The 25921-nt window shown below is 64.4% G+C and carries 26 protein-coding genes and 1 riboswitch; of the genes, 19 read left to right on the forward strand and 7 right to left on the reverse strand.

Going from position 1 to position 25921, the window contains the following annotated elements; translation table 11 throughout:
* Positions 1–37: 37 nt before the first annotated feature.
* Positions 38–691, reverse strand: a complete 654-nt coding sequence (nfsB, locus tag CKW22_RS00725; RefSeq protein ID WP_095063613.1) for an oxygen-insensitive NAD(P)H nitroreductase — start codon at positions 689–691, stop codon at positions 38–40.
* Between the two features lie 104 nt (positions 692–795).
* Between nfsB and CKW22_RS00730 the strand changes: the two genes are divergently transcribed.
* From CKW22_RS00730 to CKW22_RS00740, 3 genes are read left to right on the forward strand one after another with little or no spacing between them, the layout of a single operon-like run.
* Positions 796–1719 (forward strand): LysR family transcriptional regulator, encoded by a 924-nt coding sequence (locus tag CKW22_RS00730; RefSeq protein WP_033698913.1) that lies wholly within the window; start codon positions 796–798, stop codon positions 1717–1719.
* A 47-nt stretch (positions 1720–1766) separates the two neighbouring features.
* Positions 1767–2597 (forward strand): AraC family transcriptional regulator, encoded by an 831-nt coding sequence (locus tag CKW22_RS00735; protein ID WP_095063614.1) that lies wholly within the window; start codon positions 1767–1769, stop codon positions 2595–2597.
* 50 nt (positions 2598–2647) lie between these two features.
* Positions 2648–3232, forward strand: a complete 585-nt coding sequence (locus CKW22_RS00740) for a LysE family translocator (RefSeq protein WP_095063615.1) — start codon at positions 2648–2650, stop codon at positions 3230–3232.
* A gap of 62 nt (positions 3233–3294) precedes the next feature.
* On the opposite strand, the gene CKW22_RS00745 is transcribed toward CKW22_RS00740, so the two are convergent.
* A complete protein-coding gene (locus tag CKW22_RS00745) occupies positions 3295–4494 on the reverse strand; it encodes a sugar transporter (protein WP_095063616.1) in 1200 nt (399 codons plus the stop codon).
* Positions 4495–4695: 201 nt separating this feature from the next.
* Between CKW22_RS00745 and CKW22_RS00750 the strand changes: the two genes are divergently transcribed.
* Positions 4696–6012 (forward strand): hypothetical protein, encoded by a 1317-nt coding sequence (locus CKW22_RS00750; RefSeq protein ID WP_047581032.1) that lies wholly within the window; start codon positions 4696–4698, stop codon positions 6010–6012.
* Positions 6013–6073: 61 nt separating this feature from the next.
* Here the strand turns inward: CKW22_RS00750 and calA are convergent, their stop codons facing one another.
* Complete coding sequence (calA, locus tag CKW22_RS00755) at positions 6074–7126, reverse strand: vanillin reductase (RefSeq protein ID WP_033698923.1); 1053 nt, start codon at positions 7124–7126, stop codon at positions 6074–6076.
* A gap of 180 nt (positions 7127–7306) precedes the next feature.
* Here calA and CKW22_RS00760 point away from each other — a divergent pair, with 180 nt between their 5' ends.
* The 4 genes from CKW22_RS00760 (at position 7307) to CKW22_RS00775 (ending at position 12644) form a co-directional block, all read left to right on the forward strand.
* Positions 7307–8212, forward strand: coding sequence for an AraC family transcriptional regulator (locus tag CKW22_RS00760; protein WP_047581034.1), 906 nt, complete (start codon positions 7307–7309; stop codon positions 8210–8212).
* A gap of 430 nt (positions 8213–8642) precedes the next feature.
* Positions 8643–9149 (forward strand): sigma-70 family RNA polymerase sigma factor, encoded by a 507-nt coding sequence (locus CKW22_RS00765; RefSeq protein WP_033698927.1) that lies wholly within the window; start codon positions 8643–8645, stop codon positions 9147–9149.
* The gene (locus CKW22_RS00770) at positions 9146–10123 is read left to right on the forward strand and encodes a FecR domain-containing protein (RefSeq protein ID WP_047581037.1); all 978 of its coding nucleotides are present in this window, start codon (positions 9146–9148) and stop codon (positions 10121–10123) included. The genes CKW22_RS00765 and CKW22_RS00770 overlap by 4 nt, the downstream gene beginning before the upstream one ends.
* Before the next feature lie 91 nt (positions 10124–10214).
* Entirely contained in the window at positions 10215–12644 is a 2430-nt protein-coding gene (locus CKW22_RS00775; RefSeq protein ID WP_095063617.1) for a TonB-dependent receptor, read from the forward strand.
* A gap of 24 nt (positions 12645–12668) precedes the next feature.
* Here the strand turns inward: CKW22_RS00775 and thpR are convergent, their stop codons facing one another.
* On the reverse strand, positions 12669–13214 hold the full coding sequence (gene thpR, locus CKW22_RS00780; RefSeq protein ID WP_033698932.1) for an RNA 2',3'-cyclic phosphodiesterase: 546 nt from the start codon (positions 13212–13214) through the stop codon (positions 12669–12671).
* Between the two features lie 157 nt (positions 13215–13371).
* Here thpR and lpxO point away from each other — a divergent pair, with 157 nt between their 5' ends.
* The 3 genes from lpxO to CKW22_RS00795 all read left to right on the forward strand — a co-directional run bounded on the left by lpxO (position 13372) and on the right by CKW22_RS00795 (position 15475).
* Positions 13372–14271 carry a lipid A hydroxylase LpxO gene (gene lpxO, locus CKW22_RS00785; protein WP_033698934.1) on the forward strand — a complete coding sequence of 300 codons (900 nt, stop codon included), beginning with the start codon at positions 13372–13374 and terminating at the stop codon, positions 14269–14271.
* Between the two features lie 213 nt (positions 14272–14484).
* A complete protein-coding gene (locus CKW22_RS00790; RefSeq protein ID WP_033698936.1) occupies positions 14485–14829 on the forward strand; it encodes a carboxymuconolactone decarboxylase family protein in 345 nt (114 codons plus the stop codon).
* Positions 14830–14905: 76 nt separating this feature from the next.
* Positions 14906–15475, forward strand: coding sequence for a GNAT family N-acetyltransferase (locus CKW22_RS00795; protein WP_033698938.1), 570 nt, complete (start codon positions 14906–14908; stop codon positions 15473–15475).
* Positions 15476–15544: 69 nt separating this feature from the next.
* On the opposite strand, the gene CKW22_RS00800 is transcribed toward CKW22_RS00795, so the two are convergent.
* The gene (locus tag CKW22_RS00800) at positions 15545–16291 is read right to left on the reverse strand and encodes an outer membrane beta-barrel protein (RefSeq protein WP_033698940.1); all 747 of its coding nucleotides are present in this window, start codon (positions 16289–16291) and stop codon (positions 15545–15547) included.
* 260 nt (positions 16292–16551) lie between these two features.
* Here CKW22_RS00800 and CKW22_RS00805 point away from each other — a divergent pair, with 260 nt between their 5' ends.
* From CKW22_RS00805 to CKW22_RS00830, 6 genes are all read left to right on the forward strand, one after another.
* Positions 16552–17718 carry a DUF1624 domain-containing protein gene (locus tag CKW22_RS00805; RefSeq protein WP_095063618.1) on the forward strand — a complete coding sequence of 389 codons (1167 nt, stop codon included), beginning with the start codon at positions 16552–16554 and terminating at the stop codon, positions 17716–17718.
* Positions 17719–17746: 28 nt separating this feature from the next.
* Positions 17747–17940, forward strand: a riboswitch (cobalamin riboswitch).
* 127 nt (positions 17941–18067) lie between these two features.
* The gene (locus CKW22_RS00810; RefSeq protein ID WP_047581045.1) at positions 18068–19075 is read left to right on the forward strand and encodes an ABC transporter substrate-binding protein; all 1008 of its coding nucleotides are present in this window, start codon (positions 18068–18070) and stop codon (positions 19073–19075) included.
* Complete coding sequence (locus CKW22_RS00815) at positions 19075–20091, forward strand: iron ABC transporter permease (RefSeq protein WP_033698945.1); 1017 nt, start codon at positions 19075–19077, stop codon at positions 20089–20091. Before CKW22_RS00810 ends, CKW22_RS00815 begins: the two co-directional genes overlap by 1 nt.
* Positions 20088–20876, forward strand: a complete 789-nt coding sequence (locus CKW22_RS00820) for an ABC transporter ATP-binding protein (RefSeq protein WP_033698947.1) — start codon at positions 20088–20090, stop codon at positions 20874–20876. The genes CKW22_RS00815 and CKW22_RS00820 overlap by 4 nt, the downstream gene beginning before the upstream one ends.
* A gap of 17 nt (positions 20877–20893) precedes the next feature.
* Positions 20894–21328: a pseudoazurin gene (locus CKW22_RS00825; RefSeq protein ID WP_095063619.1), complete on the forward strand. Its 435-nt coding sequence runs from the start codon at positions 20894–20896 to the stop codon at positions 21326–21328.
* The gene (locus CKW22_RS00830) at positions 21325–22662 is read left to right on the forward strand and encodes an OprD family porin (RefSeq protein ID WP_095063620.1); all 1338 of its coding nucleotides are present in this window, start codon (positions 21325–21327) and stop codon (positions 22660–22662) included. Before CKW22_RS00825 ends, CKW22_RS00830 begins: the two co-directional genes overlap by 4 nt.
* 24 nt (positions 22663–22686) lie before the next feature.
* Here the strand turns inward: CKW22_RS00830 and CKW22_RS00835 are convergent, their stop codons facing one another.
* Positions 22687–23010: a hypothetical protein gene (locus tag CKW22_RS00835; protein ID WP_033698953.1), complete on the reverse strand. Its 324-nt coding sequence runs from the start codon at positions 23008–23010 to the stop codon at positions 22687–22689.
* A 131-nt stretch (positions 23011–23141) separates the two neighbouring features.
* The gene (locus tag CKW22_RS00840) at positions 23142–23639 is read right to left on the reverse strand and encodes a GNAT family N-acetyltransferase (RefSeq protein WP_033698955.1); all 498 of its coding nucleotides are present in this window, start codon (positions 23637–23639) and stop codon (positions 23142–23144) included.
* A gap of 130 nt (positions 23640–23769) precedes the next feature.
* Here CKW22_RS00840 and CKW22_RS00845 point away from each other — a divergent pair, with 130 nt between their 5' ends.
* Positions 23770–24255 carry a hypothetical protein gene (locus CKW22_RS00845; protein WP_033698957.1) on the forward strand — a complete coding sequence of 162 codons (486 nt, stop codon included), beginning with the start codon at positions 23770–23772 and terminating at the stop codon, positions 24253–24255.
* Between the two features lie 87 nt (positions 24256–24342).
* Positions 24343–25920, forward strand: a complete 1578-nt coding sequence (locus tag CKW22_RS00850) for a diguanylate cyclase (RefSeq protein WP_095063621.1) — start codon at positions 24343–24345, stop codon at positions 25918–25920.
* Position 25921: the final 1 nt, after the last annotated feature.

Consider the following 25921-nt stretch of genomic DNA (forward strand, 5'->3'; position numbering starts at 1 on the left):
GCAAACAGCAGGGGCCGGCGGGCGGCCCCTGGCGCTATCAGAGGAAGGTGAACACCTTCGCAGCCGGCAACCGCGACTTGTTCAGCCCCGCATTGAAATCACCCTCGCTACGGTAGCCCAGGCTCAAGATCACCACACTGGTAAAGCCCTGCTCACGCAAGCCCAGTTCGGCATCCAGTACCTTGCTGTCGAAGCCTTCGATGGGCGTGGCATCCAGGCCATGCGCCGCCGCACCGAGCAGCGCGGTGCCAAGGGCCAGGTAGGTCTGCTTTTCCATCCAGTGCTGCACGTCTTTCTGGTCGAAACGGTGCAGGTCGACGTAATGGCGACGGCTCTGGTTCTGCGCGGCGCGGGCCTGCTCGTCACGAAAACGACCATCGGCGGCTTCCTGGTCTAGCAGCGCCTGCAGATGAGCCTCGGGCATTTCGGTACGGGCGCAGAACACGATTACATGGGACGCATCGAGGATCTTCGGCGAGTTGTAGGCGAAACGGTCCTGGGTGCTCTTGGCCAACCGTGCCTTGCCTTCGGCGCTGTCAGCGACGACGAAGTGCCAAGGCTGGGAGTTGACCGAGGACGGGCTGTGGCGCAGTTGCTCGAGCAACGCGTCGATCGTGGCCTGAGGAATGCGGCGCGAGGCGTCGTAAGCCTTGGTGGTGTAGCGGCGCTTGGCCAGGGAAACGGTATCCATGCAACAACTCCTGCGGTGAAAATGGGATGTGTCGCGCATGTTATCTTTCCTGTAGAAAAGAAAAACCGGCACAATGCAGCAACACTTTCATCCCAGGAGTGAAAATGCTACGCATCGCCGACCTCGAACTGTTCGTGCGCAGCAGCGTGCTGGGCAGCTTCACAGCCGCCGCCCACGAGGCCGAACTGCTGCCGGGCCAGGTGGCCGCCGCCATCAAGCGCCTGGAGCGTGAGCTGGACGTGCGCCTGTTCGCGCGCACTACCCGCAGCCTGCGCCTGACCGCCGAGGGCGAGCTGTACCTGCCAACGGCGCAGAACGTGCTGGAAAGCCTGCGCCAAGGCCGCGAGGACCTGCACGGCAACGCCAGTACCTTGCGCGGGACCCTGCAGGTTTCGGCACCTTCGGACATGGGCCGCAACATGCTGCTGCCTTGGCTGAGCGCGTTCCGTCGCGAGCACCCGGCGCTGCACCTGCGCTTCTTTCTGTCCGACCAGATGGCCGACCTCAATCGCGACCCGGTGGACATCGCCATCCGCTATGGCCTCAACCAGGACGCCAACTACATCGCCCTGCCCCTGGCCAACTGGAACCGTCGGGTGCTGGTTGCCTCCCCGGACTACCTGGCGCGCCACGGCCGCCCGCAGACACCGGAGGCACTGCAGCAACATGCCTGCCTGTTGTACCTGCAACAGAACCGCGTCTATGACAAATGGCGGGTGGGCAACCGCACCGTGCAGGTACGGGGGCCGCTGGTCAGCGACGACGCCGACGTGATTCGCCGACTGGCCCTGCTAGGTGAAGGTATCGTCTATAAATCGTGGCTGGATGTGAGCGCCGACATCGAGGCGGGCGAGCTGGAGATCCTCTTGCCCGAGTACCTGGGCGAGCCGACGCCGGTCACCTTGGTCTGCCCACACCGCAAGCAACTGACCCCGGCAGTGACGCAGTTGCACCTGTGGCTGCGCGAGCGCTTCGAAGCCCTGCGGCCCCGGCTGCTGAACAAGGGCTGCACAATCGTTCCAGACTGATACGGGTACGTGCGTTAAGGTAGCCATTTCCCCCACGGGCTGCCCCCATGAGCAACTGGATCGTCCTCAAGCAAGACGCCGACACCGGCATCGAGTCGGTCCGCGCGCATTTCACCGGGCATGCCTACGACCCCCACTGGCATGACAGTTTTCTGGTCGGTATCACCGAGCAAGGCGTGCAGCAGTTCAACTGCCGGCGGGTGCGCCATCGCAGCACGCCGGGGCAGGTGTTTCTGCTGGAGCCCGGCGACCTCCACGACGGCCTCGCGCCGACCGCCGAAGGCTTTACCTACTCGACGTTGTACTTGGAGCCTGCATGGCTCGAAGACCAGCTACGAACGCTGTTCGAGCATGCACCCAGTGCCAGCCTGCCCAGCTTTGCCGATACCCTGTGCCACGACGCGCGCCTGGCACGGGCCACCGCGCTGGCCTTTCACACCGTGCACAACCAGGATTTTCGCATCGTTCGCCAGACGGCCATGGACGACCTGCTTGCCTGCCTGACCCGCCACCTGCACTGGCGCAAACGCCTCAACCCAGACCCTCGCCTGCCGCTGACCGCTCAGCGCGCACGTGACTACCTGCATGCTCACCTGGACCGTGACATCGGCCTGCAAGACCTGGCCCAGGCCTGTGGCTTCGACCGTTTTCGCCTGACCCGCGCCTTCAAGGCCGCGTTCGGCCTGGCACCGCACGCCTACCTGATACAGTTGCGCCTGGCCCGCGCCCGGCGCCTGCTCGCCCAAGGCCAGACGCCCGCTGAAGTGGCCATGGCGCTGGGCTTTGCCGACCAGAGCCACCTGGGTCGCTGGTTCCGCCGGGCCTATCGGTTGACCCCGGCCGACTACCGCAGGCGCTGCTCAAACCTTCCAGACTGACGGCGGCCTGACGGCGAACATGGTGCTTCGACCCCTCGGAGCTTTGTGTCATGTCGCAGTCGTTGTTGCCCTTCATCCTCTTCGCCCTGGTTGCCAGTATCAGCCCGGGGCCGACCAACTTGTTGATTCTGGCGCACGGTGCACGGCAGGGCCTGCGCGCAAGCGTGGCCCCCATCCTGGCCGGCTGTGGCGCAGCGGCGGCGGTGGTGCTGCTGGTCGGGCTGGGGCTGGGCGAGCTGTTACTGCGTCACCCCCTGGCCCAGCAACTGATGAGCTGGGCGGGCGTGCTGTGGTTGAGCTGGCTGGCCTGGCGCATGCTGCGCAGCGCCGGGCAGCCCTTGGACCTCAGCGCACACAAACCTTTCGATGCGTTCAGCGCAGCTGCGCTGCAAGTGGTCAACCCGAAAGTGTGGATGATGGCAGTGGCGGTGATCGGGGTGTTTGCCGCGCCGGCGCTGCCGGTGTGGCAGTTGGCGCTGGTGTTTCTGCTGATTGCCCTGCCGTGCATGACGGCCTGGGCGCTGCTGGGGGTGGGCAGTGCGCGCTGGTTGCAGGCACCCGAGCGGTTGCGGTGGTTCAACCGAGGGTTGGCGGGGATGTTGCTGGTGTCGGCCTGGGCGACGCTGCTTGGTTGAATTTGATGGTGGCTGCACCGGCCGCTTCTCGGGCAAACCCACGAAGCGGCCGGCACGGTCAATCAGGTGCCCAAGGCTTCGCGAAAGCGCCGAGTGCTGGCGAAGGCCAGGGCCAACCCCACCACCGCCACACAGCCTCCGACCAGGCCAATATAGGCCACATCCATCTGGCTGCTGACGATACTGCCCAGCAGTGCCCCACCGCCAATCCCGATGTTGTAGATACCCGAGAACAAGGCCATGGCCACGTCGGTGGCATCGGACGCCAGCTTCAAGGTCTTGGACTGCAACGACAGGCTGAAACTCAGGATCGCCACACCCCAGAACATGCTCAACGCACAAAACACGTAGAAGTTGCCCGACAGCGGCAACAGCAACAACAGGCAGGCCGCCAGCAGGCCGATCGAACCCACCAGAAAGCCTTGGGGGAAACGCTCACTGTAGCGGCTGAACAGCACCGAACCGAACACCCCGGCGCCACCGAACAACAGCAGCAACAACGTAGTGCGCTCGCCACTGATCTGCGCCACGTTCAGGGCGAAGGGTTCGATGTAGCTGTAGGCAGTGAACTGTGCGGTGATCACCAGCGTCACCAGCAGGTAGGTGACGACCAGGGCCGGGCGCTTGAACAGAATCGGCAGGCTGCGTAGCGAACCGGAGTTCTGGCTTGGCAGCAGCGGCAACGACTTCATCAGGCAAAGCATGGTGGCCAATGCCACCCCGGCAATGCTGAGGAACGTTACCCGCCAGCCCAAGGCTTCCCCTACCACGCGGCCCAGTGGAATACCCAACACCATCGCCAGGGTGGTGCCGGTGGCCAGCAGGCCGAGTGCCTTGGCCTGCTGGCCAGGCGGCGCCACGCGCACCGCCAGCGACGCAGTGATGGCCCAGAACACGGCATGGGCCAGGGCGATGCCGATGCGGCTTACCAGCAGCATGGCAAAGCTCTGCGACAGCCACGACAACAGGTGGCTGACGATGAACACCAGAAACACGAACAACAGCAGGCGCCGTCGCTCGATGTTGCGGGTCAGCAGCATCATCGGCAGCGACGCCAGGGCGACCACCCAGGCATAGATGGTCAGCATCAGGCCGACCTGGGCGGTGCTCATGTCGAAGCTGCGGCCAATGTCGCTGAGCAGCGCCACCGGGACGAATTCGGTGGTGTTGAAGATGAAGGCCGCCAAGGCCAGGGCAATGACGCTCAGCCAGCTGCCGCCACCGGTGGTCGGCGGCAGGTTGGTGGGTATGGGTCCGTTCATGGGTGGAATTCTATGCTCCGCAGGCATGGCGAAAAGACGCGCGTCAGGGGCCAAGTATCGGCCGCGCTGAGGCACGGGTTTGTTATTGGAAGGAATGCCGGCATGGTACGCGTCAATACCAGGCCTCACAACCCGCGCACATTGCGCGTAACATGCGCGCTTTGTGTGAACTGCAAGCGGAACAAGGAGCCCGATCCGCCCATGGACAAGCAACAACCCCAGCAGCAGTGGCAGCAGGCGGTCACCGCCTACGCCCAGGCCATCAACCGCTACGTCGCGCAAGGCTGCGAGCAGGGCTGGGATGACCTCGAAGAACCCCAGCACGCTGCCACCGAGCACTTGCTCGACGCCTGGCAGGCCGCCCTGCAAGCGATCAACCAGCCGGGGGTAGACGAACAGCAACGCCAGGCCTTCCGCACGGCCTGGCCGCCTGCACACCTGCCGCTGGTGCCATTGCTCGACACGCATGGGCAAGGTATCAGCAATGTCTTGCTGCTGGACGACGGCAGCCTGCTCGCACGCATTGGCATGCCCTATGAGAAGGGCCAGGTAGTACGCATCGATCAGCAGGGCGTGACGCCGGTCATCGGTATCGAGCATTTCGGCCGTTGCCCGCAACGCCGCTACTTTGCCCTGGCCAACGCCGAGGGCGTGCGCGTGACCGATGGCTGGGGCGGCCCGCAGGTCGCCCGGCTCCCTTGGCCTAGCGGGTTGGAGGGGCTGCCAGCCGGTTACCCCTTCGACCCCTTCGACCTGCCACCGACCCCCACCACGCTGGTGCCCTTCGCGCAAGGCCAACGGGTACTGCTGGTGAGCGCCGAGGGCATCTTCCTGCTGGCGGCCGAAGGCGCCACCCGGTTGCTGCCGCGCCAATCGCAAATACTCGAAGAGCTAGCCGAAGGCACCGACCCGGACGATATCGCCTTGGGCCTGGCCATGGAGCATGGTGCGGTGTCGCCGGATGGGCGCCTGATCGTGGTCGGCGAGCAGAGCAGCCGCCATCTGGTGTTGGACGATCAGTTGGCGCTGGTGGCGCAGGTAGGCCCAGGTGGTGAGTACCCACATTTCGCCCTGTTCAACCGCCGCGGCGACCAGTTGATCGTCAATGCCTGCCACTTCTACAACGGCGGCACGCTCGGCGTACGCGTGGCCGACCTGCCGGGGCTGGATACCGACTACTACAGTGAAGACCCACGCACACCGCTGCTGCAGGATGGGGCGCGGGTTTACGCTGGGGTCGCAGGCGATGGCGAGTATATCGTCGGTGACGCCTACGGCTACTTGCGGGCCTTTGGCGAGGATGGCGCGGAACACTGGCAGCACTACCTGGGTTCGACCATCAGTGCCATGGACATCAGCGCTGACGGGCGCACGCTGGTTGCGGCGAGCCATGCCGGCTTCATTTCGGTGATTGCCCTGGGCAGCGGGCGGCCTGAATGGCAGATCGGCACCGGGGAGCATGGCGAAGTACGGCGGTGGTTGTTCTGGAAGGGGTGGGACAAGGCGCTGGTCTGGTAAATCTGCACTGGCCCTTTCGCGTGCAACGCCGCGAAAGGGCCAGTGCAGGCCAACCCGTGGATCAGCCCTGAAGCGTGGCCATGTCGATCACGAAGCGATACTTCACATCGCCGGCAATCATCCGCTCGTAAGCCTGGTTGATATTGCGGATATCGAGCATTTCGATGTCGCAACGGATGTCGTGCTCGGCACAGAAATCCAGCACTTCCTGGGTCTCGGCGATACCGCCGATCAACGACCCAGCCAGTACCCGGCGCTTGAGCACCAGGTTGGCCGCGTGCACCGCCGGGTCGATCGGTTCGATCAGACCGACCAGGATGTGCACGCCATCGAACTTGAGGGTTTCCAGGTACGGGTTGAGGTCGTGCTGCACCGGGATGGTGTCGAGCAGGAAGTCAAAATGGCCGGCCGCAGCACGCATCTGCTCGTCATCGGTGGACACGATCACATGGTCGGCACCCTGGCGGCGGGCTTCTTCGGCCTTGGCCTGGGAGCGGGTGAACAAGGTCACTTCCGCGCCCAGGGCCTTGGCCAGCTTGATGCCCATGTGGCCGAGGCCGCCCATGCCCAGGATGCCGACCTTGTGGCCCGGCCCTACACCGTGGTGCTTGAGCGGCGAATAAGTGGTGATGCCGGCGCACAGGATAGGCGCGGCGCTGGGCAGGTCCATGCCGGCGGGGATACGCACCACAAAGTGCTCGCTGACCACGATGCTGCTGGAGTAGCCGCCCATGGTGTTGCTGCCATCGACCCGGTCCGGGGTGGCATAGGTCATGGTCGGGCCTTCCAGGCAGTATTGCTCCAGGTCCTTGGCGCATGCCTCGCAGTGGCGGCACGAGTCGACCATGCAGCCGACGCCTACCAGGTCGCCGACCTTGTGTGCAGACACCTTGTCGCCCACGGCGGTGACGCGGCCGATGATCTCGTGGCCCGGCATCAGCGGGTACACGGCGATGCCCCACTCGTTGCGTGCCTGGTGGATGTCGGAGTGGCACACGCCGCAATACAGGATGTCGATAGCGACGTCGTCCGGGCGCGGGCTGCGGCGTTCGAAGGTCATGGGGGCCAGTGGGCTGGTCGAAGTTTGGGCGGCATAACCGATGGCGGTGTACATGCGGGACCTCGCAAAAAAGTGAAACGATTCAGGCGGCGCATTCTGCGCGTCATGCCCCGCCTCGCCCACCGCAGATTCTCCGGCATCCATGCCCGATTCTCCGGAGTTGCCTGCCAGCATCTGACGCTAGACCGTCAATCTGCGATGATGCAACTGTCTGATTCTCTGCCCAGGTTAACCATGCAGCTCACTCGTCACGTCGACGCCAATGCCCCCCTTTGCGCGCTGATCCGCCGCCTCGCCACGCGTCCGGGCTTCGTCCCCACCCACCTGCCCCAGGTTCAGGTGCTGAGCTGGGACCACTATGTGGCCAGCAGCCCGCAGATCTACGAGCCGAGCCTGATGATCCTGGCCCAGGGCAGCAAACTCGCGCGCCTGGGGCCACGCACCCTGGAGTACGGCGCCGGCCACTACCTGGTCCAGGCGCTGTCGGTGCCGTTCATGTGTGAAACCTTTGCCACCGGTGATGCGCCTCTGCTGGGCGTGGCGGTGGACATTGACCGTGGCGTGCTCGGTGAACTGGTGCAAAGCATGGACCTGGCCCCGGATGCCGCCGTACAGGCGCAGACCCCGCAGTCGATGACGTCGGCGGCCCTGGATGCGCCCATGCGCGACAGTGTCGAGCGGCTGCTGCAGTGCCTGCAGGACCCGCTGGATGCCAAGGTGCTCGGCCCGGCACGGGTGCGCGAAGTGCTGTATACCGCGCTGCGCGGCCCGCAGGCCGGGGTGCTGCGGGCACTGGTCGAGCAGCAGGGGCATTTCGCCCGCATCGGCGCCGCCCTCGCCCACCTGCGCGAACACTACACCGAGCCACTGAGTGTCGAGGCACTGGCTGCGCGTGCCAACATGAGCGTGTCGACCTTCCACGAACACTTCAAGCGCTGCACCGACATGGCGCCGATGCAGTACCTCAAGCGCCTGCGGCTGCTCAAGGCGCAGCAGATCCTGATTGGTGAGGGCCTTGGCGTGGCGCAGGCGGCGCACCGGGTGGGGTACCAGAGCACCTCGCAGTTCAGCCGCGAGTACAAGCGCCAGTTTGACCGCAGCCCTGGGGATGAGACGGCTTATCAGAGCTTGCCGGTTTAGTTGCGGGGGGAATGTGTGGGGTGTTCAGGTGCCTGGCTGGGGATGTGTGGGGGAGCGGATATCGAGCGCCGCCCGCGCGGCGCTTCGCGGGGCAAGCCCGCTCCCACTGTCTACCTTCGGCCAATTATGCCTGTGGCATCTTCACTGTCCGCCTTGTGTGCCCGACTCGATATTGAGGCGGGTGCTGTTTGCTTCACCTCAACCTCATGCCATGCACCAAGGCTGGCAGTGGAAATGTAACTGACAGCACTGGCCGGAGGTAGACAGTGGGAGCGGGCTTGCCCCGCGAAGCGCCGCGCGGGCGGCGCTCGATATCCGCCCCACCGCCAAACCCAGCCGTACACCCCGAAGACCCACGCCCCCATTGCTACCCACCAGACTCCCCAGTTACCATTGAGAACGATTCACACTCACAACTGGATGCCAGGCGTTGGACAGCACCTCGACCCGCAAGCTGGGCTTCTTCTTCAGCGACCATCACCGCTGGCTGCTCCAACACATCTTCAAACGCCTGCGCAATCGCGCCGACGCCGAAGACACTGCGGCCGAAGCGTTCTGCCAGATGCTCGGCGCGCGTGTCGACCCGGACAGCATCCAGCAGCCGCGCGCCTACCTCTCGACCATCGCCCGGCGGCTGATCTTCGACCGGCATCGCCGCCGCCAACTCGAAGAGGCCTACCTCGAACGCTTGGCACTGCTGCCCGAGCCAGTCGCCCCTTCGGCCGAAGAGCAACTGCTGCTGATCGAGGCACTGGTGGCCATCGATAAGGTGCTGGACGGTTTGCCCGCCGTGGTCAAGGCCACCTTCCTGTTCAGCCAGCTCGACGGCATGAGCTATGTCGACATCGCCGCCCGGCTGCAGATCAGTGAACGCACCGTCAGCCGCTACATGAAGCAGGCCCTGCGCCAGTGCTACCTGTGCGAGGTGCAAGCATGAGCGCAGCCGGCCTGGACCCGATAAGCGAGCAGGCCATCGACTGGATGGTCGCGCTGAAAGCCGGCACGCCAGACGAGGCATTGCTGCAACGCCTGGCCCACTGGTTGCGCCAGGACCCCGCGCACCAACGGGCCTGGGACCGCTTGCAACAGCGCGTCGGCAGCCCGTTTGCTGCGTTGCGCGCGCTGGACCGGCGCGCCCCCGGGCATGCCGCCGATGCGCGCCAGGTCTTGCTCGCCCCCACCCACTCCCGGCGCGAAGTGCTGGGGGCCCTGGCTGGCCTGAGCGTCGCTGCTGCCGCAGCCTGGGGCGGCTGGCGCAGCGACGGGGCGCAAAACTGGTTGGCCGACCTGCACACCGCCAGTGGCGAACGGCGCAGCTTCACCTTGGCCGATGGCAGCCGCCTGAGCCTCAACAGTGGCAGTGCCGTCGACCTGGACTTCGATGCCAACCAACGGCTGCTGATACTGCGCCGCGGAGACCTGTTGATCCAGGTCGCGGCAGACCCGCGACGGCCGCTGCGGGTGCGCACGGCGCAAGGGCAGGTGCAGGCGCTGGGCACCCGTTTCCTGGTGAGCCAGGAAGCCAACGCCACCCGCGTTGTGGTGTTCGAGCACAGCGTGCGCGCCAGCCTGCCCGATGGCCGCTGGCAAGACCTGCAACAGGGGCAGGCAGCACTGCTGCGCAGCGATGGCATCCAGCGTCTGGATGGCGAGCAACAACAACGTGCAGCCTGGCTGCAGGGCCGCCTGGAAGTGCTCGACGAACCGCTGCATGCCGTGGTCGATGCGCTGCGGCCGTACCAACGGGGCTATATCCGGGTAGCGCCAGCGGTACGAGACATACGCGTGCAAGGTGTATTCCCGCTGGACCAGCCACAGCAGGCGCTGGCGGCCCTGGCCGAGGCCCTGCCGATCAGCGTCGAGCGCTATGGCCCGTGGCTGATGTTGATCGCCCCCAAGCGCAATAAATGAAAATATTTGTGAAAATCATTCGCAGACGTGTCCGGTTTTCGTTTCTCGTCCCACCTATCTCCTGACAAGCCACTTCATTCGGGAGAATTCTGTGCTCAACCTCTGGCCCCGCGCCCTGCCCTTCGTCGTCGCCCTGACCAGCCTCAACGCCCATGCCCAGGTGCAGACCCTGGCGTTCGACCTGCCGCCCGCCAGCCTGGCTACCACCCTTAACCGGATCGCGAGCCAGAGCGGCTACATCATCGCCCTCGAACCGCAACGGGTGCGTGGCAAGCAAGCGCCCGCGGTGGTCGGCCAGATGAGCGCCGAGCAAGCCATGCAAGCCGCCCTTGCCGGTAGCGGCCTGCAATTGCGGCTCACCAGCAGCGGGCACTTCAGCGTCGCCCCGGCCACCCCTGAGACCGACGTGCTGGAGCTTGGCAGTACCAGCATCACCGACAACTACCTGGATGCCACCAGCGAAGGCAGTGGCTCGTACGCAGCCCGTGCGGTGACCCTTGGCAAAGGCACCCACAGCCTCAAGGAAATTCCCCAGTCGGTGACGGTGATCACCCGTAAACAGCTGGACGACCAAGGCATCACCGACCTGCAGGATGCACTCAACCACACCACCGGGATCGTCGGCGCACAGGGCATCGGCCCTGGCGTGGTGGTGACTTCGCGCGGCTTCCAGATCGACGACTGGCAGTACGACGGCGTGCCGATTCCACGCAACACCTACTCGCTGGGCAACTGGGCAACCCAGGACTTGGTGTTCTTCGACCGCGTGGAGGTGCTGCGCGGCGCCTCGGGCCTGTTGCAAGGTACCGGCAGCCCCGGCGGCGCGATCAACCTCGTGCGCAAGCGTGGCCAGGCCACCCCGACGGTCACTGTCACCGGCAAGGCCGGCTCCTGGGACCACTATGGCCTGCAACTGGACGCAGGCGGCCCATTGACCGCCGATGGGCGTGTGCGCGGTCGGTTTGTCGCCGACGAGGACCAGAGCGACAGTTTCATCGACTACCAGTGGAGCAAATCGCACTCGCTGTATGGCGCACTGGACATCGACCTGAACGACGCCACCACCGTGGGTGCCGGCATCAGCTACAACCGCCAGCAGTCGCGGCCGATGCTGCGTGGCATCCCTCGCTATGCCACCGGTGAACCGGTTGACCTGCCACGCTCGACCTTCACCGGCGCCCGCTGGAACCGGGCGCAGACTGACGTCACCACCTACTACCTGGACCTTGAGCACCGCTTCGACGACGATTGGACCTTCAAGGCTGCAGCCCTGCGTATGGGCGAAACCAACACGTCCACCCATCAACGGACGCAAACGGTGCTGGAAGGCCTGGAGCCTGACGGCAGTGGCCTCGAATATGCCGACTGGATCACAGACTTCCACTCAACCAAACTGGGCCTGGACATGAACCTGGTGGGGCACTTCGACACCGGCCCCCTGGCCCACGAGGTGACCCTCGGTGGCAACTACTCCAAGCTGACCACCGATGATGGTTACTGGCGCACCTTTGGTGGCAATGACAACATTTTCGACATCGACCATGATCGCCCCGAGCCCAGCCGCGACAGCTTGCTTGCAACCCCCTTCGGGCGTTCCGAACGCAGCGCCTATGATATCCGCCAAAAAGGCTTGTACGGTGCCTGGCGGGTCAAGCCGACTGACCGTTTGACGCTGATTCTGGGGTCGCGTGTCAGTTGGTTCGACTACAGCTATGCCACTACCACTTACCGCGGCCTCAACCCAGGCCAGGTCAACCCCACCAGCCACATGACCGAAACAGGGGAAGTGACACCGTATGCAGGATTTGTCTACGACCTGACCCGCGAATGGGCCTGGTACGCCAGCTACACCGATGTCTTCGTCCCGCAGACCGAGCGCGCCCTCGGCAATGCCCCTCTCAAGCCGGTGATCGGCAGCAACTACGAAACGGGCCTGAAGGGCGAGTTGCTGGACGGCCGGGTCAACGCCTCGCTGGCGCTGTTCCGCTACGACCAGGAAAACCGCGCGGTTACCGACGTGGCCTCGGGCTTTGCCTGTGATGGCGGGTACTGCTCCACCGCGGCGGGCAAGGTGCGCAGCCAGGGCATCGAGGCCGAGATCAGCGGCGAGGTGCTCAGCGGCCTGCAACTGTTCGCAGGTTATACCTACAACACCACCAAGTTCCTCGACGACCCAGATAACGAAGGCCGCGTATTCAGCCAGTGGACCCCCAAGCACATGCTGCGCGCCTGGGCCGACTACACCCTGCCGCTGGACAGCCAGCGCTGGAGCACCGGCCTGGGCTTCACCAGCCAAAGCCACACCCTGGGCTACGAGCGCACCTACACCGTGCCCGGCTACACCGTATGGAGCGCGCGCCTGGCCTACCAGCTGACGCCGGAAGTGAATTTGGCAGTGAACGCCAACAACCTGTTCGACAAGAAGTACTGGGTCGCCGGCTTCAACCAGCTCAATGGCAGCAACAACTACGGCGAACCGCGCAACTTCATGCTGACGGTCAAGTACACCCCTGAGTTTTAAGCAGCAGAACGTTCCGAGCAGGCGTCAGTCGGCCATCGGCCATTGCGCAAGCGGCCAGTAAACGCCCTTGCGCGACTCGTACAGGGTGAAATGCCGCGCGGCCAGGAAGAACTCCGGGGCGCTGGCGGCCTCTGGCGGCTGGCCGCGATAGTCCCTGGACAAGGTCAGGTGCGGGCGGTACTCGCGGCTCGCCGCCTCCAGGCCCAAGGGCAGCAGCGCCTGCTGCAAGCCATAGACCAGCTGCAACAAGGCCGGCGGCGTTTGTTGCGGCTCAAGCACCAGGGCGCCGGCGCGCGGCCACACCTGCAAGCGGTCAAGCAACAGGCGCGGCGGCGCAGCCGGGCGCTTGAGCACGTCGACCGCAGCGCAGATCGCCGGCACCAGGGCAGTGTCCACATCCCCCAAAAACAGCAGCGTCACATGGAAGTTGTCGGCCGGTACCGGCTTGCCGCTGCGCAGGTTCAAGCCGCGCCGCCACTGGGCCAGGGCACGGCGCTGGGCATCGCTGACCGGCAAGGCGAAAAACAGCCGTTTGAAGGGGGCGCCACTGGCGCGAGCGTCCTGAACCATGTGATCTCCTTGGCGTGAATCGTTTGCGCAAGCGCTAGGCCATTACACCTAAGTCGCGCGGTAGTCACGTAACAATAAGTACAAACTGCCCCCATGATTGTTTATGCTGGCGAGCTTATGCCATGGCGCATGGCCATTTTTCGACAAGTAAACGTCCATGAAAATTGCACTCGTACTCCTTTTCGTTCTCTCGATCGCCTATGTTCACCTGCGCGGTCGGGTTCGTCACAAGCTGACTCGCCAACTGGGCGACCACTCCAGCTTCCTGGCGCCGGTCAACAGCTTCCTTTACCTGTTTTCCAAGCACCCGGCCAAACCTTACCTGCCGGTCGAGGCCTTCCCTGAACTGCAACCGCTGCAGGATCACTGGCAGGAAATCCGTGCCGAGGCTCAGCAGTTGCTGCACGTGGGCGAAATCAAGAAGTCCGAGAATTATGACGACGTGGGCTTCAACTCGTTCTTCAAGACCGGCTGGAAGCGCTTCTATCTGAAGTGGTACGGCGAAAGCCACCCGTCTGCTATGGCCCTGTGCCCGCGTACCACCGAGTTGCTGCAAGGTATCGGCACGGTCAAGGCGGCGATGTTCGCCACCCTGCCACCGGGCGCCAAGCTGGTGCGCCACCGCGACCCGTATGCCGGGTCCTACCGCTACCATCTGGGCCTGGACACGCCGAACGACGACGGCTGCTACATCGATGTGGACGGCGAGAAGTATTCGTGGCGCGACGGTGAGGGGGTGATCTTTGATGAAACCTACATCCACTACGCCGCCAACACCACCGAGCACAACCGCATCATTCTGTTCTGCGATGTCGAGCGCCCGCTCAAGTACCGCTGGGCAACCGCATTCAACCGTTGGTTCAGCCGCAACGTCATGGCTGCCGCTGCCGCGCCCAACGATGCCAACGACAAGACCGGCGGCATCAACCGGCTGTTCACCCGCATCTACAAGATCCGAGAGCGCGGCAAGGCGCTGAAAAAGCGCAACCGCATGCGCTACTACCTGGAGAAGTGGGCGGTGGTGGCAGCGCTGGTACTGGTGTTTATCTACATCTGACGCTTCGGCGTGGGTGCTGTCGTTGTAGGAGCGGCCTTGCGTCGCGAACGGGCTGCGTAGCGGCCCCTGGGTACTTGCAGTGACGTTGAAATACAGGGGCCGCTACGCAGCCCGTTCGCGACGCAAGGCCGCTCCTACACAGACAGCACACAGGCATCCCTAACATCGACTAGCCTGAAAGCTCCACTCGCAACCCTTCCCAAGGTGAAGACGATGAGCATGATGGACTGGGACGCCTACCGTAAGCAGTTGATGGCCGGCATCGGCGACCTCAAGCAGTTGTCCCCCGACACCGTGGCCGGCTACATGACCGCCAGCGGTGCGGGCGCCAAGACCAACCACCTGGACGCCAAGACCCGTGAGCTGATCTCCCTGGCAGTGGCCGTGACCACCCGCTGCGACGGCTGTATCGCCGTGCACTCGCAGCAAGCGGTGAAACACGGCGCCAGCCGCGAAGAGATCGCCGAGGCCCTCGGTGTGGCCGTGGCGATGAATGCCGGGGCCGCACTGGTCTACTCGGCACGCGCCATGGATGCAGTCGGCAAGGCCACCGGCTGAGCCCACGCGGCGCATCGCCCTTGCGCGATGGCGCCGCGCCACCCAGACTTGGCGGCCAGCCATTGCAGGATCCACCATGAGCCACATCCGCCCCATGACGCTTGAGGACTTCGAGCGCTTCTGGCCCACCTTCCAGGCCATTGTCCAGGCCCGCGAAACCTACGCCTTCGACCCCGCCTTGAGCTTCGAACAGGCCCGGCACTTGTGGCTGGAGCTACCCCTGCATACGTGGGTGCTGGAGGACGCCGGTGAGCTGCTGGGCTCGTACTACCTCAAAGCCAATGCCACCGGCCCCGGTGCCCATGTGGGCAACTGTGGCTACATGGTGTGCGAGGCCGCACGCGGCCGTGGCGTGGCCCGTGCTATGTGCGAGCATTCGCAGAAGCTGGCGCGTCAGGAAGGGTTTCTTGCGTTGCAGTTCAATTCGGTCGTGGCCAGCAACGAAGTGGCCGTGGCGCTGTGGCACAAGCTTGGCTTCGACACCGTCGGCCGCCTGCCCAAGGCATTCCGCCACGCCCGCCTGGGCCTGGTGGATTGCCTGGTGATGTACAAGTGGCTGGCGGATGAGCCCGTGGTGGAAAAACCCGCCTTGCTGATCGGGCGCAAGAATATCGAGGCCCGGGTGTCGCGGCGGCGCGGGCGTTAATCGTCAACCCCGGGATAGGAGCACGCTTGCGCGGCTCCTACACGTACCACGGCGTTGGCCAATCGCAGCTTAGAACGCCAAGCCGACCTTGAAACCAAACTCGTCACGCTTGAGCTTGGTGTTGTCCGCCACGGGCGAGTCGCCATCGAGCTTGTATTCAGTGCGGGTGTAGTAGACCCCGGCCTGCACCGGCATGCCGCCCTGCTGGTTCATCAGCAGCGTTACCTCGGCATAAGGGTTGGTGCGGTCCTTGAGGTCCACGCTGTCGCTGCCAAAATCATCCACCTTCAGGCGTGCTCGGCCATCGAGGGTATGCCGTGCGCCCACTTCCACACGCAGGGTCGAGGCTTCGAACTGGTGGTTGTAGCCCAGCGCTGCCTTGGCGAAGGGCGATTTGACGGTGAGTTTGGTGTCCAGGTCGTTGATTTCGGGCTCGAAGCGCGACCAGCTGTAACCACCGCCCACGGTCACGTCGACGAAGTTGCGGGCATCCAGCGCCGCACGCCAGCCGAGGTCAAGGTCGGCCTGGGCCTCCTTGAGTTTGTTGTCGTTCTTCTTGCCGTACTTGGCCTCGGCACCGATCTGGTAGATGAAGCCGGATTCGGCGGTCATCTTGTTGCCGAAGGTAGCGAACACACCGCCCTGGCCCAGGTGTTCCTTGTCAGTTTCGCTGCCCCCTTCGAACTTGAATTTGTCGTAGGCACCCAGCAGGCCGAAGGTGAACAGAGGGTCGGTGCTGGGCGCGGCGGTGGCCGCCAGGGGCGATGCAATAAGGGCAAGCAGGCAGGTGTGACGCAGCAGATGACGAGCGGACATGCGTGGAGTCTCCATGACTTGTGAATAAATGATGAACGATCGGTTCGAGACACACGCTGTCGAGAAAGTTCGAAAAGAAATCAGTTAGAACGCGCAATGCGATGTTTTTAAAAGGTATTTCTGGGGCGCCAGAAATTGACGCGCAAGGTAGTTGGTGGGGTGCATGCCTGAATTCAACCTAAACCGTCATTGCCGGAAACCCGAATAAAGATATAAGATAACATTTCATAACAACACTCCATTCCTACCAGCGACCCCTCATGACCAGCGCCAGCGCAACCCCCACTCTCCTCACCCAGCGCCTGCAGAGCATCGATGCCCTGCGCGGCCTGGTGATCCTGTTCATGCTCCTGGACCACGTCCGCGAGACCTTTTTCCTCCATCGCCAGGTCAGCGACCCGATGGCCATCGACGCCACCGACCCATCGCTGTTCTTCAGCCGCACCCTGGCCCACCTGTGTGCGCCGGTGTTCGTCCTGCTGACTGGCTTGTCGGCCTGGTTGTATGGCGAGAAGTATCAGGGCCGCAGCGACGTCTGCGCCTTCCTGTTCAAGCGCGGGCTGTTTCTGGTGGTGCTGGAGTTCACCTTGGTCAACTTCGCCTGGACCTTCCAGCTGCCCCCCAGCGTGGTCTACCTGCAGGTGATCTGGGCTATCGGCGTGAGCATGATCGCGCTGTCGCTGCTGGTGTGGTTGCCACGTGCGGCGCTGATCGCCCTGGGTGCAATCATCGTCGGTGGCCACAACCTGCTCGACCCCCTGCACTTCGGCACAGAATCGGCCATGCACGTGCCGTGGGCGATCCTGCATGACCGCGGTTGGCTGGCGTTTTCCGACACCCTGCGCCTGCGCACCTCGTACCCCGTGTTGCCCTGGATCGGCGTAATCGCCCTGGGTTACGGCCTCGGCCCCTGGTTCGCCCGCAACAGCGATGCAGGTCAACGCCAACACCGGCTGTTGCTGGCCGGGGCGATCGCGCTGCTCGGCTTTATCGTGCTGCGCATGCTCAACGGCTATGGCGAAGCCCCCTGGAGCGGGTACCCGACGTTGACGCAGACACTGATGAGCTTCTTCAACATCACCAAGTACCCGCCCAGCTTGCTGTTCCTCGCCCTCACCCTGGGCTGCGGCCTGCTGCTGTTGCGCGGCTTCGAGCGCGTCGGCCAGACGCGCTGGATCAGCGCCCTTGCGGTGTACGGCGCAGCACCGATGTTTTTCTACCTGCTGCACCTGTATGTGCTGAAGCTGTTGTACCTGGCCTGCGTCGCCCTGTTCGGTCACAACCAGGGTGATTATTTCGGCTTCGACGGCATCACCGCGGTGTGGCTGAGTGCCGCGTTGCTGGCCGTGTCGCTGTACCTGCCGGTACGCGGGTTCGCCCGTATGAAGGCGCGGCGGCGTGACATCACCTGGCTGAAGTACTTCTGAAAAGCGTTTTCACCCGGTTGCCTGATGGTCTACCATGCGGGCCGCCGGTTTCCACCACGGAATCAATAGGGAATCCCAGGCCCGTCACCGGGCCAAACGGAACTGCCCCCGCAACTGTAGGTGCCGAGCCTGCTCCATCAATGCCACTGGATCAATCCGGGAAGGCTGGAGCCGGGCCATGACGCACCAGTCAGGAGACCTGCCGGCGAAAATCCACCAACCGGCGGGGTGTCCGGGATGGCCATCTCCACCCGTTTGCGGGTGCTGCCCCCTGCCCTGCGCAAGGGGCATTGGCGATGCCTGTCCGTGCGTTCATGCCGTGAACCATTCGATAGGAGATCGCCCCACCATGCTGCCCCGTATTGCCGCCCTGATCGCTGGCCTCGGCCTCACTGGCCTGGCCCAGGCTGCCACCCACTACCCGCTCACGGTCGACAACTGCGGCATGCCACAGACCTTCGCCCACGCCCCCGAGCGTGCGGTCACCATCGGCCAGGCCGGCACCGAAATCCTCTATGCACTGGGCCTGGGCCACACGCTGGCCGGCACGTCGCTGTGGTTCAACAACGTGCTGCCCGAGTTCAAGGCCATGAACGACAAGGTCGAGCGCCTGGCCGACAACGACCCGAGCTTCGAGGCTGTGGTGGGCAAGCGTCCGCAGCTGGTGGCGGTGCAATTCGAGTGGATGGTCGGCGCTCAAGGCGTGGTGGGTACCCGCGAACAGTTCGACGAGTTGAAGATCCCGACCTACCTGTTGCCCTCGGACTGCGAAGGCAAGGACAACCTGGTGGGTGCCGATGGCACCCGCCTGCAGGCATTCCAGGTCGACAGCATCTATAAAAGCGTCAGCCAGCTGGCGGAGATCTTCGACGTGCAAGACCGCGGTGCGACGTTGAACGCCGACCTCAAGGGCCGCCTGGACAGCGCCACGGCGCAACTGGCCGGCAAGGACCTGTCCAACACCTCGGCACTATTCTGGTTCTCCAGCGCCGACCTGGATATCGACCCCTATGTGGCTGGCCGCCAAGGCGTCGCCGACTTCATGCTGCGCACCCTGGGCGTACGCAACGTGGTCGAGTCCACCGAAGAATGGCCGACCGTGGGCTGGGAAACCCTGGCCAAGGCCAACCCGACCTGGCTGATCATCGCCCGCATGGACCGCCGCCGCTTCCCCGCAGACGACTACCAGAAAAAACTCGAGTTCCTGCACAACGACCCGGTAACCCGCAACATGGACGCGGTGAAGCACGACCGCATCATCGTCCTTGACGCCGACGCCATGCAGGCCGGCATCCGCCTGTTCCGAGGCCTGCAGACCCTGTCTGCGGCGTTCGCCAGCGGTAAAGCGGCACAGTGATGAGCCGCTTGTTGCCTTACAGCGTCCTGGCCTTGGCAGCCCTGTGCGCCGCGCTGCTGGCCGGTACCGCGATCGGCGAGAGCGACCTGGCGCCGAACGTGGTCTACCAGGTGCTGGCCAATCACCTGTGGCAGGCCGGTTACCCGGTCGACCCGATCGACGCCGGGATCGTCTGGAACTACCGCCTGACCCGCACCCTGGTGGCGGCCGCCTGCGGCGCCGGGCTGGCCACGTGCGGGGTGATCCTGCAGGCGCTGCTGCGCAACCCGCTGGCCGAACCCTACCTGCTGGGGTTGTCCGCTGGCGCCTCGACCGGCGCGGTGCTGGTCGGCCTACTGGGGCTGGGCAGCGTGGCCCTGAGCATGTCAGGCGGTGCCTTCATCGGCGCGCTGGCGGCTTTCACGCTGGTGCTGGTGCTAGCCCGCGCTGCCGGGCCGAGCAACAACAATGCTCAGGTGATCCTTGCCGGCATTGCCGGCTCGCAGCTGTTCACCGCCCTTACCGCCTTTCTCATCACCAAGTCGGCCACCGCCGAGCAAGCACGCGGCATTCTGTTCTGGCTGCTGGGCAACCTCAGCGGCGTGCGCTGGCCGTCGGTGTGGCTGGCATTGCCGGTGGCGCTGTTCGGGCTGGTGGTGTGCCTGTGGCATCGCCGCGCACTGGATGCCTTTACCTTCGGCACCGATTCGGCGGCGTCACTGGGGATCCCGGTGCGGCGTACCCAATTGCTGTTGATCAGTTGCGCCGCGCTGGTGACCGCAGTGATGGTGTCCATCGTCGGCGCCATCGGCTTTGTCGGGCTGGTGATTCCCCACGCCCTGCGCCTGCTGCTCGGCCCCGGGCATAGCCGCCTGCTGCCGGCCAGCGCCCTGGGTGGGGCATTGTTTCTGATCACTGCGGATATCCTGTCGCGCACGCTGATCCCAGGCCAGGTGATCCCGGTGGGCGTGGTCACCGCGCTGATCGGCGCTCCGGTGTTCGCGCTGATACTGGTCAGCCGACGGGGGCGCCCATGACCGTCATGGCCAACCTGCAGATCGCCCCGCTTGCCTGTCAGGGCCTGGGCTTGCAGCTGGGCGGCAGGAGCGTGCTGCGCGACATCGACCTGGCCGCTATCCAGGGCGAAACGCTGGCCATCGTCGGCCCTAACGGCTCTGGCAAATCGTCCCTGCTAAAACTGCTGGCGGGCTTGCGCAAGCCTGGCAGTGGCCGTGTCGACCTGCTGGGTGAGCCCCTGGCGCAGCTGCCACGCCGGCGCATTGCCCAGGCCCTGGCACTGGTCGAGCAGCAGGCGGACACAGCTGATGCGATCAGCGTATACGACGCGGTTGCCCTGGGCCGTACCCCCTGGCTGTCGGCCCTGGCGCCGTTCGCCAGCCAGGACCGTGCCATCGTCGAGCAGGCCTTGGCCGACCTTGACGCCCTTCACCTGCGCACGCGCCTGTGGCATTCGCTTTCAGGTGGAGAACGCCAGCGTGTGCACATTGCCCGCGCCCTGGCCCAACGCCCGCAGGTGCTATTGCTCGACGAGCCAACCAACCACCTGGACATCCAGCACCAGTTGAGCCTGCTGCAACAGGTCCAGGCGCTGTCGGTCACCACCCTGGTGGCCCTGCACGACCTCAACCAGGCGCTGACCTGCGACCGCGTCGCGGTGCTCGACCAAGGCCACCTGGTCGCCCTCGGCAAGCCGTTCGACGTGCTCACCCCCGAACGCCTGCTGAGTACCTTCGGCGTGCACGCCCACTACCTCACCGACCCCTTCGACGGCGCGCGCATTCTGCGTTTTCGCGCCCCCTGAACCAGGAAGTTCCCACCATGCTGTTGCGCCCTGTCGCCCTGCTGCTCGCCAGTACCCTGTTTGCCCCTGCCGTGCTGGCAGAGGTGCACGAAGTGAAGATGCTCAACCGGGGCACGCAGGGTGCGATGGTCTACGAGCCCGATCACCTGCACATCGAAGCCGGTGACACGGTGCGCTTTCTGCCGACCATGAGTGGGCATAACGCTGCCAGCGTGCCAGGGTTGCTGCCACAGGGGGCGCAGGCGTTCAAGAGCAAACTGAACCAGCCTTACGAGCACCAGTTCAGCGTGCCGGGCGTGTACGGCATCCAGTGCATTCCGCACCTGGCGATGGGTATGGTGATGGTCATTCAGGTGGGTGACGCGGCGCCTGCCGAATTGCCTGCCAACCTACCTGCACGGGCGCAAGCCCGCTTTGCTGCGCAACTGCAGAAGCTGGGGGCTGGGCAATGAAGCGCCTGTTGTTGGCGCTTCCACTGGTGGCGCTTACTCCTTTCGCAACGGCTAACTCTGCCCAGTCCAACAGCAAGGGCTTCATTGAAGACGGCAGTTGGAGCCTGCTTAATCGCAGCGTATTCGACCAGCGCGATTACCGGCACGGCGGGCGCAACAGCAGTGGCCGCAATGCCTACAAGCCCCGAAGCGAACGCAGCGGCAAGGCTGAGGAATGGGCTTACGGGCTGATGGGCACGTTACAGTCCGGCTTCACCCAGGGCCTGGTTGGCGTCGGTGTCGATGCCCATGCCTACCTGGGCGTACAGCTCGACAGTGGCGGTGGCCGTGTCGGCAAGGCGCGCCTGCTGGGTGTCGCCAACGATGGGCACCCAAAAAACGAATACAGCCGAGCGGGCGCTGCGCTGAAGGTGCGGGTGTCGAACACGGTGCTGTCCTACGGCGAGCAGCGGGTAAAGACCCCGGTGTTCAGTTCGTCCGACAGCCGTTTGCTGCCCGAGACCGCCACCGGCTTTTTCCTCAACAGTAGCGAGATCGACACGCTCCGGCTGGTCGCCGGCCACTTCAACGAAAGCACGGACCGCAACGCCTCAAGCCACGATCAGGGGTTCGTGGTGAACTACTCCAATGGCCGCCAGGGCAACAGCTTCGACCTGGCCGGCGTGGTCTGGAACCCCGGCGCGGCCTTCAACGCCAGCCTGTATACCTCACGTTACGAGGACAGCTGGAACCAGCACTACCTGGGCAGCACCCTCACCCACGCCCTGGACGAGCGCCGCAGCCTGAGCCTGGACCTCAACCTGTACCGCACCACCGACACCGGCAAGGCGCTGTCCGGGCGCATCGACAACACCACCTGGAGCCTGGTCTCGCGTTACAACCAGGGGCCGCACGGTTTCAGCCTGGGCTGGCAGCAGGTGGACGGCAATACCCCGTTCGACTATGTGACGCGCGGCGCGATCTTCATTGCCAACGCCGTGCAGATGTCGGACTTCAACGCGCCAAACGAGAAATCATGGCAGGCGCGGTATGACCTGAACATGGGCGCCTACGGGGTGCCGGGTTTGAACCTGACGGCGCTGTATGTGCGCGGGTTCGATATCGATGGCACGCATGTCGACCCCGCTGGCGGCTATGCGTACCTGGGCTACGGCAAGGGCGGCAAGCATTGGGAGCGCGACCTTGAGGCGCGGTACGTGGTGCAAAGTGGCAAGGCCAAGGGCACCACGTTCTCGATTCGCCATAATGCACACCGGGGCAACACGGCGCAGGCGGAGCTCGACGGTGATCAGATTCGCCTGGCAGTCGAGTGGCCGCTGGGGGGCGGGTTCTGACACGCCTCGAAGCAGCTCCCAGGGTCAAGGTGCCGCAGCGGATTGCGCCTGCAACCCCCACTCGGCCTTTTCCTGCGCCGTCATCGACACAAGCACTTCGGCAAACGTCTGGCCCAACTCTGCGCTGACATTGCCGAATGCCTTGTAGTTGGTCAGCAGGTAGCGCTTCACGGTCCTGGGCCAACGCCCTTCCTTGTGCGCCGTATTGATGATGCCCTTGGCGTCGTGGCGCGTGGCACCCCGCCACAAGTCCATCAGCCTGTTTTCGAAGTGGCCGAATGACCATAGGTCCCTACGGTCTTCGAATTCATCGAGCAGTTTGAGCTTGTACAAGGCCATGTGTGGCATCGGCGATTCTCCCGCTTGTGCATTGTCGAGCTGTGAGCGGGAAGGTAAGCAAGCTGGCGTGCTTTTGAAATGAACGCGTTGAGCACAGCAGAACGCCAGCTGTAGGGGGTTTCTGAACGGATACGCGCAGCTCATGCCAGCTGCAATTGCATATGGGTGGTTTGCCAGATTGGGTCCTGCTCCACATCGATCACCGCGAACCCTTGGCGCTGCCAGAACGTAATCGCTCCCGGCAGAAACGGGTGCGTGTGCAGGTACAGGCACTCGACGCCCGCCTGCTCGGCCGCCTGGCGCAACGTGGCGAACAACGCCGCGGCCAGCCCATGCCGGCGATACGCCGGCAAGACGAACAGGCGCACCACCTCGACCACGTGCATGCGCTGATACGCAAGCTGGGCAAAGCGATGGTCATAGGGGACATAGCCAATCACCGCCACCAGCCGGCCCTGATCGCGGGCTTCGAGGAACACGCCTTCGCCGTCCAGGTAGGTCTCGGCAAAACGCGCCAGGTCATTGGGCAACGGTGCAGCGGCGAGCAGGGGGAAGAGCTCGCGGCGGGCGCTGTCGACGAAAGCCACGACTTCGTCGATGGCTGCCTGCGGGACGGCTTGGATGATCCAGTTCGGCATGTGGGCAAAGGCTTTGGGAGTGAGGGCAAAGGTTCTACCGCAGCGGGCCGCCCCTGGCAAATTCAGGGGTCGTCGCGGTCTGGCCGACCTCGCTATAATCCGAGGTCTTGACCGCCCACCAGGCCATTCCATGCCCCGCTTCCAGACGTTGCTGCTGCCACTGCTATTGACCGCGGCCCTCGCCGCCTGCGACCAGAAACCCTCTCGCGAAGAACAGATACTGGCGCAACTGCCACTGCAGGACGCCTATGAGCACAACATCGACCGCATGGCGGCGCTGCTGTCACGCCGCTACCCGCAAGTGCCCGAAGCGAGCATCCGGGATGTCCTGCGCAAGCACCTGACGGTCGACGACCAGCGCCAGGACTTGTTCAAGCTCTACAGCGAGAAGAACTTCAGCGACGCCGAATTCGCCAGCATCGTCGAAGCCATGCAGGACCCAGCCAAGGCCCGCGCCATGGAAGACACCGAGGCTGGCAAACGCCTGAGCGAGAAGCTGACCGCCCTGATGCGCGAAACCGCCCGTGACGCGAAGGTACAGGCACTGGTCGAGCAGCGCATGCAAGACGTCGAGAATGAGCTGGATGCACTGGCAAAGGAAAAGTCAGGTTCCTGATCGACGTTACACGCGGCTGCGGCGACAATAGCCCACTACACCTATAAAAAGCAGGGTTACTCCCTTTTCGTACCAGCGAGGTCAGGATTGACACACACCAAGCATGGATTGCGCATGGATCTACGCTCGCTCATTCTGGTGCTTTGCGCCCTGACCGCCTTGGTCATGCTCTGCGCCAGTTATTTCGCCAGCTATCGGGTTCAGCGCCAGTTGCTGATCGACCACGCCCTGGAGGCCAACCGGGTGTACGCAGCAAAACTGGCCTCGATCACCGAGACCTTCATCGCCAGCGCCTTGCGGCAGTTGGCGTTCAGCGCCGGGGTACAAGCCAACCAATTGGCCGATGCCGACGCCCTGCAGGCAGAAACCGATCGCGTGTTGCACCAGGGCATGGCCTTCAACTCGACCTTCGTGGTCGATGCCCAAGGCATCCTGCGGGCCATATCCCCTGCTACATTGCGCCACTACCTGAACACCAAGGTGCAGTCACCCGGTGTTCAGGAGGCCTTGCATGAGCGCAGGGCGCTGGTTTCGACACCCTACCTGTCAGCCGCCAACAACCTGGTGGTGGCACTGTCGCAACCCATCTTCGATAGCAATGGCCGCTACCTGGGGTACGTCGGCGGCAGCCTGTACCTGCGCGAGCGCAACATCCTCAACAGCCTGCTGGGCGAGCACTTCTACAAGGATGGCTCGTACCTCTATGTGGTCGACCGCAATCGCCGCCTGCTCTATCACCCGGACAGCCAGCGAGTAGGCACGGTGGTGGAAGGCAACGCGCTGATCGATCAACTGGCGACACTGGACAGCGGTACCCGCCAGCTCACCAACAGCCAGGGCGTGCCCATGCTCGCAGGCTTCGCCACGGTGCCGAGCGCTCGCTGGGGGGTGGTGGCGCAGCAACCGCTGGAACAGACCGTGGCACCGCTGAGCCGCCTTGTGCTCAACGTGGTGGGCACCTCCGCGCCGCTGGCATTGGTCGGCAGCCTGGTGCTGTGGTGGCTGGCAATGACCATCGCCCGGCCACTCTGGCAACTGGCGGCCGGGGCCAGGTCGATGGACCGCGCGGGCACCGCCGAGCGCCTGCATCGGGTGCCGGCCTGGTACTTCGAGGCGGCCGAACTCAAACGTGCGCTGCTATTCGGGCTCAACCTGCTGCAAGAGCGCATCGGCCGGCTGAACCGCGATGCCCAGACCGACCCGCTGACCGGGCTGGGCAACCGCCGCAGCCTGGATTTCAGCCTGTCGCTGCTGGAGGCCGAAGGGCGAGCATTTTCGGCCATCGTGCTGGATATCGACCACTTCAAGCGGGTCAATGATGGGCATGGGCATGAGGTCGGCGACCAGGTGCTGCAGCGGCTAGCCGAGCTCATGCGGCGTTGTTGCCGCGAAGGCGACCTGCTGTGTCGCACCGGCGGCGAGGAGTTTCTCATGCTGCTGCCGGGGGCCAGCCTGGAGGTTGCCGCAGCGGTGGCGCAGCGGCTGCGGGTGGCGGTGCAGGATACGCCGGTGGAACCGGTGGGGGCGGTAACCGTGTCGCTGGGCGTGGCGCATTGGCCTGGCCCTGCAGGCAGCGAGCCTGGCGATGCATTGAGCAAGGCAGACCGGGCGCTTTACAGCGCCAAACAGCAGGGGCGCAATCGGGTGTGCGTCGAGGGTTTATAGC

Origin of the sequence: Pseudomonas sp. Irchel s3f19 (genome assembly GCF_900187555.1) — a bacterium.
GTDB classification, from domain to species: Bacteria; Pseudomonadota; Gammaproteobacteria; order Pseudomonadales; family Pseudomonadaceae; genus Aquipseudomonas; species Aquipseudomonas capeferrum.